The 13,599-nt window shown below is 71.6% G+C and carries 14 protein-coding genes; 8 read left to right on the forward strand and 6 right to left on the reverse strand.

Annotated elements, in window-relative coordinates; genetic code table 11:
• The first annotated feature begins 70 nt into the window (after positions 1-70).
• Entirely contained in the window at positions 71-274 is a 204-nt protein-coding gene (locus ACIQM4_RS08830; protein ID WP_112451444.1) for a cold-shock protein, read from the forward strand.
• A 136-nt stretch (positions 275-410) separates the two neighbouring features.
• Here the strand turns inward: ACIQM4_RS08830 and ACIQM4_RS08835 are convergent, their stop codons facing one another.
• Entirely contained in the window at positions 411-2,189 is a 1,779-nt protein-coding gene (locus ACIQM4_RS08835) for an AMP-dependent synthetase/ligase (protein ID WP_401587872.1), read from the reverse strand.
• A gap of 91 nt (positions 2,190-2,280) precedes the next feature.
• On the opposite strand from ACIQM4_RS08835, the gene ACIQM4_RS08840 reads away from it, so the two are divergent.
• Positions 2,281-3,318, forward strand: coding sequence for an AraC family transcriptional regulator (locus tag ACIQM4_RS08840; RefSeq protein ID WP_401587875.1), 1,038 nt, complete (start codon positions 2,281-2,283; stop codon positions 3,316-3,318).
• Positions 3,319-3,526: 208 nt separating this feature from the next.
• On the forward strand, positions 3,527-4,717 hold the full coding sequence (locus ACIQM4_RS08845; protein ID WP_401587878.1) for a lipase family protein: 1,191 nt from the start codon (positions 3,527-3,529) through the stop codon (positions 4,715-4,717).
• Between the two features lie 71 nt (positions 4,718-4,788).
• Here the strand turns inward: ACIQM4_RS08845 and ACIQM4_RS08850 are convergent, their stop codons facing one another.
• Positions 4,789-5,670: an SDR family oxidoreductase gene (locus ACIQM4_RS08850; protein WP_401587881.1), complete on the reverse strand. Its 882-nt coding sequence runs from the start codon at positions 5,668-5,670 to the stop codon at positions 4,789-4,791.
• 115 nt (positions 5,671-5,785) lie between these two features.
• Between ACIQM4_RS08850 and ACIQM4_RS08855 the strand changes: the two genes are divergently transcribed.
• The gene (locus ACIQM4_RS08855; RefSeq protein ID WP_401587884.1) at positions 5,786-6,367 is read left to right on the forward strand and encodes a TetR/AcrR family transcriptional regulator; all 582 of its coding nucleotides are present in this window, start codon (positions 5,786-5,788) and stop codon (positions 6,365-6,367) included.
• An 81-nt stretch (positions 6,368-6,448) separates the two neighbouring features.
• Here the strand turns inward: ACIQM4_RS08855 and ACIQM4_RS08860 are convergent, their stop codons facing one another.
• Both ACIQM4_RS08860 and ACIQM4_RS08865 read right to left on the reverse strand, forming a co-directional pair.
• Positions 6,449-6,856 carry an SRPBCC family protein gene (locus tag ACIQM4_RS08860; RefSeq protein ID WP_401587886.1) on the reverse strand — a complete coding sequence of 136 codons (408 nt, stop codon included), beginning with the start codon at positions 6,854-6,856 and terminating at the stop codon, positions 6,449-6,451.
• A 157-nt stretch (positions 6,857-7,013) separates the two neighbouring features.
• A complete protein-coding gene (locus ACIQM4_RS08865) occupies positions 7,014-8,594 on the reverse strand; it encodes an oleate hydratase (protein ID WP_401587889.1) in 1,581 nt (526 codons plus the stop codon).
• 279 nt (positions 8,595-8,873) lie between these two features.
• Here ACIQM4_RS08865 and ACIQM4_RS08870 point away from each other — a divergent pair, with 279 nt between their 5' ends.
• The gene (locus tag ACIQM4_RS08870; protein WP_401587891.1) at positions 8,874-9,545 is read left to right on the forward strand and encodes an RNA polymerase sigma factor; all 672 of its coding nucleotides are present in this window, start codon (positions 8,874-8,876) and stop codon (positions 9,543-9,545) included.
• Between the two features lie 288 nt (positions 9,546-9,833).
• Positions 9,834-10,151: a hypothetical protein gene (locus ACIQM4_RS08875; protein WP_401587893.1), complete on the forward strand. Its 318-nt coding sequence runs from the start codon at positions 9,834-9,836 to the stop codon at positions 10,149-10,151.
• Between the two features lie 71 nt (positions 10,152-10,222).
• Here the strand turns inward: ACIQM4_RS08875 and ACIQM4_RS08880 are convergent, their stop codons facing one another.
• Complete coding sequence (locus ACIQM4_RS08880; protein ID WP_401587896.1) at positions 10,223-10,633, reverse strand: hypothetical protein; 411 nt, start codon at positions 10,631-10,633, stop codon at positions 10,223-10,225.
• A gap of 157 nt (positions 10,634-10,790) precedes the next feature.
• On the opposite strand from ACIQM4_RS08880, the gene sigJ reads away from it, so the two are divergent.
• Complete coding sequence (gene sigJ, locus ACIQM4_RS08885; protein WP_401587899.1) at positions 10,791-11,708, forward strand: RNA polymerase sigma factor SigJ; 918 nt, start codon at positions 10,791-10,793, stop codon at positions 11,706-11,708.
• A gap of 142 nt (positions 11,709-11,850) precedes the next feature.
• On the opposite strand, the gene ACIQM4_RS08890 is transcribed toward sigJ, so the two are convergent.
• A complete protein-coding gene (locus tag ACIQM4_RS08890) occupies positions 11,851-12,699 on the reverse strand; it encodes an oxidoreductase (protein WP_401587902.1) in 849 nt (282 codons plus the stop codon).
• 211 nt (positions 12,700-12,910) lie between these two features.
• Between ACIQM4_RS08890 and ACIQM4_RS08895 the strand changes: the two genes are divergently transcribed.
• Entirely contained in the window at positions 12,911-13,576 is a 666-nt protein-coding gene (locus ACIQM4_RS08895) for a DNA-binding response regulator (RefSeq protein ID WP_401587905.1), read from the forward strand.
• Positions 13,577-13,599: the final 23 nt, after the last annotated feature.

The following is a 13,599-nucleotide window of genomic DNA, read 5'->3' on the forward strand; positions in this document are numbered from 1 at the left end:
GCAGGCTTTTGTTTTCAGACTTCCTTGTAGGTTCTGGAGCAGGGCAACCCTTTGGCCCATGGGAGGGCTTATGGCTACCGGAACCGTCAAGTGGTTCAACGCTGAAAAGGGCTTCGGCTTCATCGCCCAGGACGGCGGCGGCCCGGATGTCTTCGTCCACTACTCCGCGATCAACGCGGCTGGTTTCCGCTCGCTTGAGGAGAACCAGCTCGTGAACTTCGACGTCACGCAGGGCCCGAAGGGCCCGCAGGCGGAGAACGTCACCCCCGCCTAAGTCTCGGCTTGACGGGAATGACCGATCGCGGTCATTGAACAGCAGTACCCAAGGAGCCCTGATCCGTTCATTCGGATCAGGGCTCCTGCCTGTTCACGGGCAATGACGGGTCAGGGCTCCTGGCTGTGCACGCAGTTCACGGGCGCGGTTCGGCGGGCGGCTCCCCCGAGTGGTGCGAAGGTGCGTAGAGTTCCTCGATCTCTGCCGCGTAGCGCTCCAGAACGGCCTTCCGCCGCACCTTGAGCGTCGGCGTGAGTGCCCCACCCTCGATGCTGAAGTCCTCGTCCAGCACGGCGAAGGCGCGCACGCGGGCGGGCCGGGAGAGTTGCGCGTTGGCGGCCTCGACGGCGTGGCGCACCAGCTCCCGTACGGCGGGATGGCTGCCGGGTCGCTCCCCCAGCGCGTGCCCCTCCCGCGCCGCCCAGCCGGCGAGCTCGTCCGCCTCCAGGGTGATCAGCGCGACCGGGTGCGGCCTGCGGTCGCCGACCAGCACGGCGTGCGAGACGTACCGCGACTGCTGGAGCGCGTGCTCCACGAGCGAAGGGGTGAGGTTCTTGCCCGAGGACGTGATGATCAGGTCCTTCTTGCGACCGGTGATGGTGAGGAACCCGTCCGCATCGAGGAACCCCAGGTCACCGGTGTGCAACCAGCCCTCCTCGTCGAGGGTCGCACCGGTGGCGGCGTCGTTCCCGTAGTACCCGGAGAACACCATTGCGCCCCGGGCCAGCACCTCGTCGTCGTCGGCCGTGCGGATCTCGCAGCCGGGGTAGGCGCGGCCCACCGTGCCGGGGCGGGCGGCGCCGGGCCGGTTGAGGGAGATGACCCCGCCCGATTCGGTCATCCCGTACCCCTCGTACACCGGGATCGAGCAGGCCCGCAGGAAGTCGAGGGTCCCCGGGGCGATCGGGGCGCCACCGGTGAGCGCCCACCGGAGCCGGCCGCCGAAGGCGCCGCGCACGAGTCCGTACAGCGACTCCTCCGCCGCCTCGTAGGCCGGACGGTCGGCTTCCGGGAGCCGGCCTTCCGCCGCGAGCACCCCGATCCGCACGGCCTCGTCGAACCGCGCCCTGCCGCCCTCCTGGGACTCGGCCAGCCCCAGCACCACGGAGTGCACCTTCTCGAACAGGCGCGGTACGGAGGGCAGATGGGTGGGCCGCACCTCGGCCAGCTCCCCGACGACGTCCTCGATCCGCCCGCCGAAGTAGCACAGCTCCCCGCCGAACACGAGGGTGTTGAACTCGATCAGCTGGGCGAGGAGATGGGCGAGCGGGAGATAGAGGTACGTGACGTCCCCCGGACCACCCGCGATGGTCTCGGCGGCGCCGTCGAGGACGGCAGCGAAATTGGCATGGGTGAGCCGGCAGCCCTTGGGGGGCCCGGTGGTGCCGGAGGTGTAGACGAGGGAGCAGAGGTCCTCGGGGGCGACGGAGGCGGCACGGGCGAGGAGGTCCGCCACGCTCACCCCGTCCCGGGGCAGGGCGGTCAGTTCCGGCAGGAGCAGGGTGCGCGGGCCCGGCGCCACCGCCCGTACCCGGCTCGCCTGCCCGGCGTCCTCGCACAGGACCAGGCTCGTGCCCGAGTCGCCCAGCACCCAGGCGATCTCCCCCGCGCCGGCCGTCGGATACACCGGGACCACGACCCCGCCCACCGCCAGCACCGCGAAGTGCGCGTAGGTCCATCCGACGCCGGTCTCCGCGAGGATGCCCACCCGGTCGCCCGCGGCCACCCCGGCGGCCATCAGGGCGCACCCGATCTCCCGTACCGTGTCGCGCAGCCCGGCGTACGAGACCGGCTCGGCGCCCCTGGCGCGGAGGGCGGGAAGCTCCCCGTACCGGGCGCCCGCCCACTCGGTGAACCCGGACAGGACCGCGGGGCGGGGCAGCAGCGGCGCCGGTGTGCTCGTCGTCTCCGTCATGACCCGACGGTAAGTACGCATCCGGCCACGGGAGATGACGGGAAGCGTCACCCCCGCTGACCCGCGCGCTCAAAGCCGCTACCGTCACGTCATGGGTAAGCGGACGATCACCGTGCACCACGTACGCGCCGTACTGCGCGGGGCCGAGCGCGCGGGCGCCGACACCGTCCCCCTGCTCCAGGCCGCGCACATCCCGCCGCTGCTGCTCGGCGACGACCGGGCCCGGATCACCACCGTCCAGTTCGCCCGCCTCTTCCGTGCGCTGTACCGCGCCACGCAGGACGAGTTCCTGGGCCTGGCGTCGGCGCCCAGCCGCCCCGGCACCTTCGCGATGATGTGTTACGCGGCGCTGGCCTGCCCCGACCTGGGCCGTGCGACCGAACGCGGCACCGCCTTCTACGCGCTCTTCGACGGCGGCCCCGACCTTCGCCTGACCCGTACGCCCACCGAAGCGGTCCTCACCGTGCACAACGACCTCGACACCGACGAGGACCGGTTCCTCACCGAGTGCGTGCTGATCATCTGGCACCGGCTGTGCAGCTGGCTGACCGGCAGCCGGATCCCGCTGCGCTGGGCGGAGTTCGGCTATCCGCCGCCGCCCCACAAGGACGAGTACGAGACGCTTTTCGGCTGCCGGGTCAGGTTCGGCGCCCCGCGCACGGCGGCGGGCTTCGACGTGCACTGGCTGGCCGCGCCCCTCGTGCGGGACGAGCCCTCGCTCGACGCGCTGCTGCACCGCGCGCCGTTCGACCTCCTCACCCGGCGCGAGTACGGGACGACCGTCGCCGAGCAGGTCCGCCGCTCGCTGGCGCAGGCCCTGCGGGCCGGTCCGCGGCTGCCCTCCCTCACCGACACGGCGGCCCGGCTGGCCGTCAGCCCGGCGACGCTCAGGCGCCGTCTGGAACGCGAGAACACCTCGTTCCAGCAGCTCAAGGACGCGGTACGGCGGGACGCGGCGATAGCGGGCCTGGCCGAGGGCCGCGAGCCGATCGCCGAACTGGCGGCGAGGCTGGGCTTCTCGGAGGACACCAGCTTCCACCGGGCGTTCCGGAGGTGGACGGGCACGACACCGGGGGCGTACCGGGTGAGCGGGACGCCGCCCGGCGGGAGCGCTCTGCGCGAACCGTGAGGCCGGTGGTCCGGCCCTCGGCCTCAAAAAGGGGCGCGGCCGGGTGACCCCCGTTCCCCGTTCCCCGTTCCCCCGTTCCCCGTTCCCCCGTTCCTGCGACGCCGCGTCAGTGAAGCTGAGCATTCCGGTCAGAGCGTTTCTTACTCACCGGTCACTACGTTTCCCCTACGACCGTGCACCCCCCCCACCCGCTCGTAGGGAGAGCCGTATGTCCGTACGTCACAGAGTGCTCGCGGCAGCAGCAGCCCTCGCCCTGTCCGCCGCACTGCCGACCGCCGCGACGGCGACGGCCGACGCCCCTGCGCCCGCCCCGGCCCCCGCTCCCGCCGCCGCCTCCGCCCCCGGCGACCTGGTCTCCACCTCCCCCACCTCCTTCCACCCGCTCCCCCTCCAGCCCACGAACACCGACGCCTGGCACATCGAGTACCGCTCGACGACCGCGAAGGGCGCCCCGAACACGGTCTCCGGCACGGTCATCGTCCCGAAGGACGGCAGGAAGGGTCCGCGCCCGCTCGTCACGTACGCCGTCGGCACCGTCGGCATGGGTGACCAGTGCGCACCGAGCGCCGGCTTCCCGTACGGGACGACGGTCGAGGCCACCCTCATCAACCAGGCCGTGCAGCGCGGCTGGGCGGTGGCGGTCACCGACTACGAGGGTCTGGGCACCCCGGGCGACCACACCTACACGGTCGGCAGGGCGGAGGGCCAGGCGGTCCTCGACGCGGCCCGCGCCGCGCTGAAGCTCCCGGCCGGCAGGACCGGGCTCACCGCCTCCTCACCCGTCGGCATCATGGGCTACTCGCAGGGCGGCCAGGCCAGCAGCTGGGCGGCCGAGCTGCACGACTCGTACGCGCCTGAACTCAACGTGAAGGGGACGGCGACCGGCGGTGTCCCGGCGGACCTGATGGAGGTCGCGAAGTTCAACGACGGCAATCTCGGGGCCGGTCTGATCCTGATGGCGGCGGCCGGTCACGACACGGCGTACCCGGAGCTGAAGCTGGACTCGTACCTCAACGCGCAGGGCAAGGCGTACGTCTCCCTCATGCGGAAGAACTGCGTGGCGATCAACGCGATCTCCGCCCCCTTCAAGCGCATCAGCGAGGTCACGACCACCAACCCCCTGGAGGCCCCCGACTGGAAGGCCGCCCTGGCCGCCTCCAAGCTGGGCACCCACGCACCCGACCATCCGGTGTACCTCTACCACGGGGCCCTCGACGAGCTGATTCCGTACAAGGTCGGCCAGCAGCTGCGCACCGACTGGTGCGGGGCGGGCGCGAAGGTGCAGTGGCGGACGCACCCGCTGCTCGAACACATCGGCGGGGTGACGGTGGGCGCGTTCCCGGCCATGAGCTGGCTGGACGACCGCTTCGCGGGGAAGCCGGCGAGCGGTAACTGCTAGTTCCCGTACGCCACTTGGGCCCGGCCGCACGCAGGACGCGGCCGGGCCCTCACCCCGTCCCCCGTACCGCTCTACGGCTGGATGTTCTCCAGGTCCTGGAGCAGGCGCGGGTGGGTCGGTTCCCAGCCGAGTGCGCCGCGGGTGTGGGCCGAGGTCGCGGGCTGGTCCATGGCGAAGACGGGACCGAGGGGGCCGAAGCTCTCCTCGGGGACCGACTGCACCGGGACGCCGAGCCGTCGGCCGATGACCGCGGCGATGTCGGCAACCGCGTCGCCCTCGTCGTTGACCGCGTGCCACGCGGTGCCGGCCGGGGCCTTCTCCAGTGCGAGCCGGAACAGGACGGCGGCGTCGATCGCGTGCACCGCGGGCCAGCGCTGGGCGCCGTCCCCGGGGTAGCCGGAGACGCCCGTCCGGCGGGCGATGTCGGTCAGCAGGCCGGCGAACCCGCCCTTGCCCTCGTGGTGGACGGTGCGCGGCAGCCTTACCGCGGAGGTGCGCACGCCCCGGGAGGCGAGTTCGAGTACGCGGTTCACCGACCGGCCGCGGCCCGCCACGATCCCCTCGGTCGGCAGCGGGTCGTCCTCCGTGGCGAGGCGCCCGGGGGCGAAGGGCGTCCCGGAGACGGTGACCAGGGGCCGGCCCGTGCCGACGAGTGCGTCACCGAGCGCGCCGAGCGCCGCCGCCTCCTCGTCGATCGACCGCGCGACCGCCTCGGGCGAGCTGAAGTCGTTGCTGAACGCGAGGTGGATCACCCCGTCCGCCTGCTCGGCGCCCGCGCGCAGCACGTCGAGGTCGGCGAGACCACCGCGGAGCACGTCGGCACCCGCGGCCTCGGCACCCGCCGCCGAGGCGTCGGAACGGGCGAGAGCGGTGACCGTGTGGCCCGCGCCGAGCAGTTCGGCGACGACGGGCGTGCCGATCACGCCCGTACCGCCGGTGATGAAGACACGCATGGGAACTCCCGGGGGGTGGGTGAGGGGACGAAGGCAAGGAGTGGAAGGTGATGGGACGGGTGTCCCATCACCGTACACCTGATGCGACACCTGTCGCATCAGGTAGGCTGTACATATGCCCAGATGGAAGCCGGATGCCCGCCAGCGCCTCGTCGCGGCGGCGTTGGGACTCTTCGCCGAGCAGGGCTTCGACAACACGACCGTCGCCCAGATCGCCGAGCGGGCGGAGCTCACGCGCTCCACCTTCTTCCGCCACTTCGGCGACAAGCGGGAGATCCTCACCGCGGGCCAGAAGGCCCTCAGCGTCCTGCTGGCCGAGGGCATCGCCGCCGCCCCGCCCGACGCGACACCGATGACCGCCGTCGCCGTCGGCCTGGAGCGCGCGTCGGGCGAGATGACCTCGTTCAACCGCGAGCTCGGTCCGCTGCTGCACGCGGCGATCGAGGCGAACGAGGAACTGCGGGAGCGCGACGCGCTGAAGAGCGTGGGAATGGCCGCGGTGATGGCCGACGCGCTGCGCCTGCGGGGCGTGGCGGGGCCCGCCGCGCAGGTGGCCGCCGAGCTCGGCGTACTCGCGTTCAAGACCGGGTTCAGCCGGTGGGCCGCCCCCGAGCACGACCAGGATCCCGGCGAGCTGACCACGTACACGCGGGCAGCACTCGACGAACTGCGCAGGGCGGCGGCGGAGCTGAGTTAGGGACGGGGCCGGGCAGGGCTGCGGCTGCCCACCGGCCGTCGGCCGACCCATGAGCGGTCTCGCCCGGCCGTCGGCCGATCCCTACGCGGACTCCAGCAGCCCCCGCAGCCGGTCCAGATCGCCGGCCACCGTCTCGGCGTCCCGCTCGAAGTCGGCGTCACTCATCTCCGGCTGCCGGCGAAGGGTGAAGACCACCTCGCTCCCCGTGCCGTCACGGATCACCCGGACCGGGTTGTACACGGTCTCCCCGGACGGCAGCGTGACGTCGTGGTCGAGCACGCCCAGCTCGTTGTGCGGCGCGAAGGCCACCACGACCCGCCCCATCGGGGACTCGGCGACCCACCGGCCGTCGATCTTCTCGACGGAGCCGCCCAGGCCGTGGGCCCAGGCGGGCAGGTTCACCGGGTCCGACGCGTACGCGTAGACCTCGTCGGCCGTACGGTCGACATGGACGCTGAGGTGGCGTGATTCTCTGCCGGTGCTGGTCATGGCCGTGAGGATAGTGGGCCGCAACACCCGTCCTCTTGAACGAATCGGACGTGATCGGCAACGCCGGTGCGGCCTCCGGGCAGCCGCCCTCAACGCCGGGGCAGCCTCTGGGCACCCCCCCCCTCAGCGCCGGTGCGGCCTCCGGGCAGCCCCCCGCTCAGCGCCGGTGCAGCGTCTGGATCGCCTCGATGAGCACCCTCGGGTTGTGCTGCCCCTTGTAGACCGGCGGCGGCTGCCGGTCGAGGCCCAGCAGCCCCGCGACGGCCGTCCACGCGGTGCGTACCGAGTACTCGACCGTGAACACCACGTCGTCGGGGACCTCCGCGTACTGCCCGATGAAGGCCAGGTTCGTGGAGCCCTTCGGTACGACCTGCGGCCGGTCCCCCGTGTCCCTGACCAGGAACTGGCTGGTGATGTAAGGCATCAGCGCCGGAATGACGATCGACCCGTCCAGGATCGTCGCGCGCTGCTCCTGCCCGAACGGCAGGTGGTGCAGCACCTCTTCGAGGATTTCCCGCCCGGTGCAGTCCCGCATCTTCTTCTTGACGAAGTCGCCCTCCTTGTCCGGGAAGAGGGCGTAGCCCCACCACACGAAGGTGTCCTCGGGCTGGTCACGGAAGTGCGGCTGGTGGTTGAGGACGATGGTCAGCAGCCAACTGGAGTTCTTGAAGGTGATCAGGCCGCCCTTGCCCGCCTCGCTGCCGCTGAACTTCTCCATCAGCTCGAAGAAGGACGGGTCCTTCGTGGTGACGGTGAAGGACTCCCAGGTGGAGTCGGACACGGAGGAGTCGAAGACGTGCGGGTCGCCGAGGCCCGGCCGCTTCGCCGCGAGGGTCTCCCACAGTTCCCACGCGCCGCTGGGCGTGGTGGTGTCCAGTACGGGCGCGGTGTCGGTGTCGCCCAGCGTGGAGTTGGCGGTCATCGACCCGTTGGTGACCATCACCAGGTCGTCGGCGGCCACGGTGATCTCCTCGACGCTCCCGCCGCGCTCGACGGCCACGGCCTCCACGGTCAGCGCGTCGCCCTCCGCCAGCCGCAGGTCGGTCACCTTGGTGCCGAGCTGGACGGTGACGCCCTCGTCGGTCAGCCACTTCAGCAGCGGCCTGACGATCGAGTCGAACTGGTTGAACTTCGTACGGTAGATCCCCGACATGCTGTCGAAGGTCTTGAAGAGGTGCACGAAGCGGTTGAGGTAGCGCCGGAACTCGATCGCGCTGTGCCAGGGCTCGAAGGCGAAGGTGGTGCACCACATCGCCCAGAAGTTCGTACCGAAGAACTCCTCGTGGAAGAGGTCGCTGATCCGCTTGCCGTCCAGGTGGAACTCCGGGGTGGCGGAGGCGGTGACGAGTTCGAGGCGGTCGCGCTCGGAGAAGGTCATCGAGTGCGCGTCGATGACGTTGCCCTCGGCGTCGACCAGTCGCGCGTGGTCGTTCCACGCGAAGTCCTCGTGGAAGGCGAAGGTGTCCTCGGTGACCGACTTCGACGGGTCGTCCAGCGAGGGGATCGACGACAGCAGGTCGTAGGTGCACTCGAAGTGCAGCTCGAACATGCGACCGCCGCGCATCGTGTACCCGGTCTCCGGGGACCCCGCGGCGTCCAGGCTGCCGCCCTCGCGGTCCTGTTCCTCCAGGATCACGATGTCCGTGCCGGAGAAGCCCGCTTCCCTGATCAGGAACGCCGCCGCGGACAGGGACGCGATCCCGCTGCCCACCAGATATGCCTTCGCCACAGCAACCACTCTCTTCCGTGTCCCTCGGGCCCTCCCGCGCCCCCGGGCCTGACGGCCCTCCCCGGCCGATGCTGGCACGGCGCGCCCCACACGGCCCGGGGAGATGTGCGGACGGGTGACGGGACCGGGTTCGACAGCTTTTCGGGTGCTATGTGAACTCGCCTTACAGACCCGTACCGGCTGTGGTACGAGTAGCGGCGCCGTGGAAGCTGTGGATCTCCTGTGCGAGGGCCGCTTCCCGCGCCCATGGGCACGATGCGCAGTGCCAGCGGTCGTGAAGAGGAATGTGTGTCCGTCAGTGAGAGACACCCGGACGCGGACGCGGCGGAGCTGAGTGCGGCGGTCGAGGGCGCCCGGGGCGGTGAGGAGGAAGGGTTCTCCGCGCTGTTCAAGCTCGTCCAGCCGAAGCTGGTGGCCTACCTGAGGACGCTGGTCGGGGAGGAGGCGGAGGACGTCGCCTCCGACGCGTGGCTGCACATCAGCCGGGACATCGGGCAGTTCCGGGGCGACGGGACCGCCTTTCGCGGCTGGGTGCGGGCGGTCGCCCGCAACCGGGCCGTCGACCATCTGCGGCAGGTACGGGCCCGGCCGCAGGGGATCTCCTGGGAGGTCTGCGGCGCCGAGGCGGAGCCCGCCGACCGGGACGCGGCCGAGGTGGTGCTGGACGCGCTGGCCACCGCACACGTGCTGAAGCTCATCGCCCGGCTGCCCGCCGACCAGGGCGAGGCCGTCCTGCTCCGGGTCGTCATCGGCCTCGACAGCCCGGCGGCGGGCCGCGTGCTCGGCAAACAGCCGGGGGCGGTACGGATGGCCGCCCGGCGGGGGCTGCGGAGCCTGGCCGCCCAGTGGGGCCGCCCGGGTGGCACCCCCACCCCGCCGGCACCGGTACGGGACATCCGGGGAATTCGACGTGTTCGGCCGCAAGACCGCCAACGCGGCGAAAAGAGCCACAAGTTGTGAGCAGAGCCGAACAGCGGCGGCGAAAGGTTGTACGCGGTACGGGAACTGAATGCGTGAGAAGGGCCACGGGCACCAGGTGTGACAGTTCCGCGACGGGGTTCGCTTTGGTGAGTGGGGGGTGCGGGCCGTGCCCGCGTGGAACGAATGTGCGCCGATGGGGAGGGGTAAAGAGCCGTGACAGGAAACGGACGACAGAAGCGGAGACCGGGGGCCGCGGACATGCGGCACATTGCTCAGGGATATGTGGAACGGGTGACCACGGGCAATCGGTTGCCGTTGGATTTCTCTGTGAAGAGTCTGCGGATCGTGGACTTCCTCATCGACGAGTTGCGGGACCGCGCGTCGGTACCCGTGGACCTTTCGCGCAATCTGTTCGGGCTCGGCGCGTACGTGGGAGAGGTCCTCGTACGCAACGCGGGCGCGACGTGGCTCGATCTCGGCGAGTACGAGCGGGACTACTTCCAACAGCGCGTCGGCGTGCGCATGGGGGACGGCATGGTCCGCAGCCCGCTCAGCAAGGTGATGAACCGGTACGAGGTCGGGCCCGACGAGTCGCTGGAGCTCTACTACCTGACCCTGCCGGGACGGGCACGGGCCGCGGCCTGAAAAGGGACCGCACCGCACCCGCCCGCCCCGCCCCGCACCCGCTCGCCCCGCTACCGCACCCGCTGGCCCCGCTACCGCCCCGCACCCGCTGCTTCCCGCCGCGCCAGCGCCACCAGGCTCAGTCCGAACATCAGGACACCCAGCGGGAGATGCACCGACGGTACGTGCGCGATGCCGAGCGCGACCTGGGCCGAGGCCAGCACCAGGAAGCCCGACGCGTGCAGGACGGGCCGCAGCGGGCCGCCGCCCGGCTTCCACGCCAGCACCGCCGCGAGCAGGTACAGCATCGTCGCCCCGTACATCACGCGGGCCCCGACGCTGTGCAGCGCCTCACCGTACGACGAGGTCAGCAGCATGCCGGCGGAGACCGCCTGGATGAAGATCGTCAGGGTCTGGAGGGCGACCGTGGCCCGCAGGAGCGGAAAGTGGAGGCGTACCCGTGCCTGTGCCGTGCGGTCCGTCTGCGTCAGCTGCGTGGTCATCTCGCGGTCCCCGATTCCGTTGATCGATAAGGTTTCAACAGCCCGACGAGACGGGCCCGCGAAAGGTAAGGCGAGGGGTGGCCGGGGCATGGGGACAACAGGAGCGGGCGCGGCCGACACGGTCGGTACAGCCCGCACGGCCCGCACGGCGGACGACATGACCGACCGATCGGCCGCTCGCCTTGCCGCTGAGCGCGGTCAACTCATGAATGTGGCCTACCGGTTGCTCGGTTCACTCACCGAGTCCGAGGACGCCGTGCAGGAGGCCTACGCGCGCTGGTACGCGCTGCCCCGCAGCCGGCAGGACGAGATCGACTCCCCCGGCGCCTGGCTCACGACGGTGACCGGACGCGTCTGCCTGGACGTGCTCGGCTCGGCACGCGCCCGGCGGGAACGTTACGTCGGCGCGTGGCTGCCCGACCCGGTGCCCGCGCACGCCCTTCGGGAGCTCCGCCTCGGCGGCGACCCGGCCGACTCCGGCGATCCCGCCGACCGGCTCGTCCTGGACGAGTCGGTGACCATGGCCTTCCTCGTCGTACTTGAGTCGATGACACCCGCCGAGCGCGTGGCGTTCGTCCTGCACGACGTCTTCCGGTACCCCTTCGCCGAGATCGCGGACGTCCTGGACCGGTCCGCCGCGGCCTGCAAGCAGCTCGCCGCGTCCGCCCGGCGGCGGGTGCGGGACGCGCACACCCCTGCCCCGGCGGCCGGGCAGGCGGCGCGGGCGGTACGGCAGGTCAAGGAGGCCTGGGAGACGAAGAACATCGCGGCACTCGTCGACCTCCTCGACCCGGCCGCCGTGCTGACCGCCGACGGCGGCGGGCTGGTCGGCGCGGCCCTGCGCCCGATCGAGGGCGGCGCGCGCATCGCCCAGTACATGGTCGCCATCGCCGACAAGGCCCCCGGGCTCGCACTCGTGGAGCAGTCGGTCAACGGCACGCCGGGACTGGTGGCCCAGCGGGCCGGGGCCGTCATGACCGTGGCCTCGTTCGAGATCACCGATGGCCGCGTCTCCCGCATCTGGGCGGTCCGCAACCCGGAGAAGCTGCGCCCGTGGACGCGGGACGACGCGTAAACTGGTGACGGGTGCTGCTCCGGCTGCTCCGGGCCACCACCCGGTGACGGGTGCTGCTCCCGCTGCTCCGGGCCACCACCCGGTGAAGGGTGCTGCTCCCGCTGCTGTGGGCCACCGAACCGGAGGCCCGCAGGACCCGCCCTCAGCGCAGTGCGGCGAGGTCCTCCTCGGTGAGGTCGAGCTCCCCCGCCGCGACGTTCTCCTCCAGGTGGTCCAGCGAGCCGGTGCCCGGAATCGCGAGTACCGCGGGCGACGACGCCAGCAGAGCGGCGATCGAGACCTGCGCGGCGGTCGCCCCCAGACGCTCGGCGATCTCCTCCAACCGCCTCCGGCGCTCCTCGTCCACCGGGTCACCGCCACCGCCCAGCGGGAAGTACGGCACGTACGCGATGCCCGCCTCCTCGCACTCCTTGAGCAGCCCGTCGTCGACGGCGTACCGGTTCTGCACCGTCACGACGGGCGCGACGGCCCGTGCCTCCGCGAACTGCGCCGCGTCGACGTTGCTGACTCCCAGATGCCGGATCAGCCCCTCCGCTCGCAGCTCGGCGAGCACCTCGAACCGTTTGGTGATCGACTCGCCACCGGGCCCCGTCATCCCGCCCACCCGCAGATGGACCAGATCGAGCCGGTCGAGCCCGAGTGCGCGCAGGTCCGCCTCGACGAGACCGCGCAGCTGGTCGGGGGTCGCCTGCCGGCTGGGGAACCCGTCCGGGCCGGGCAGCGGGCCCACCTTCGTGGCGATCACGAGGCCGTCGCGGTACGGGGAGAGGGCCGTCCGGATCAGTTCGTTGGCCCGTACGTCTCCCCTGTTGTAGAACCCGGCGGTGTCGATGTGGTTCACACCCAGCTCGACGGCGCGCCTGAGCACCGCGAGGCCGTCCTCCGGGTCCCGCGCCGGGCCGTCGAAGGTGCTCATGGCCAGCCGCATCGCGCCGAAGCCGAGCCGGTTGACGGTCAGGTCGCCGCCGAGGGAGAAGGTCTTGTTCGTCATACGAGCCATGCTGCGCGAGGCCCCGGCGCCCGGCGAGTCGTTGGCAGGTTGCTGCCAGACCGGACGCGACGCGACCGAACGCGTCGCGACCGAACGCGACGCGACCGAACGCGACGCGACGCGACCGCGACGCGACCCGACCGCGACCCGACCCAACCCGACGAGGCCGCACCGCCCGTCACCTCCGCACCGCCCCTGCGAGACTTGGGCCATGCAGAGCGAACAGGTGTTTACCGTCCGGGGCGACACCGAGCTGGTCGCGCGTGCCGGGCATCTCTTCCGGTCCGTGCGGACCGAGTTCCTGTGTGCCGCCCGGAGCCTGGACACCTGGTCGCAGCCCGAGGCCAGGGCCGCGGTGCAGATCCGGGCGGCTGCCACGGACTCCCCCGACTTCACCACCTGCAAGCTGCTCAGCCCGCTCGCGCTCGTCGACGAGCAGGACCGCGCACACCTGCGGCTGGTGCGGAGCAAGGGCGCACTGGTCCGGATCAGCTCGTCCCCACTGCCGCACGAGACGATCCTCATCGACCGGCGGGTGATGATCCTGGCCGGTGCGGAGACCCCGAGGGGCCGTGAGTACACGGTGACGACCTCGCAGAACCTGGTCGACGGCGTGCACTCGCTGTTCCGCGCGATCTGGGACAGCGCCCTCGATCTCGAAACCTATCTGCGCGCCGACGTCCCGCAGCTCGACGCCGACGGCCGGGCAATCCTCGAAGCGCTCGGCTCGGGCCGCACCGACGCCTCGGCGGCACAGCGGCTCGGCCTCTCGCTGCGGACCTACCGGCGGCGGGTGGCGGAACTGATGACCACACTGGAGGCCACCTCCCGCTTCCAGGCGGGCCTGCGCGCGGGCGAGCTGGGACTGCCCGGCTAGCTCCGCAGCAAGTCTCCGGCCCC

The sequence above is a fragment of the Streptomyces sp. NPDC091272 genome, from assembly GCF_044757485.1.
In the GTDB taxonomy this organism is placed as follows: Bacteria; Actinomycetota; Actinomycetes; order Streptomycetales; family Streptomycetaceae; genus Streptomyces.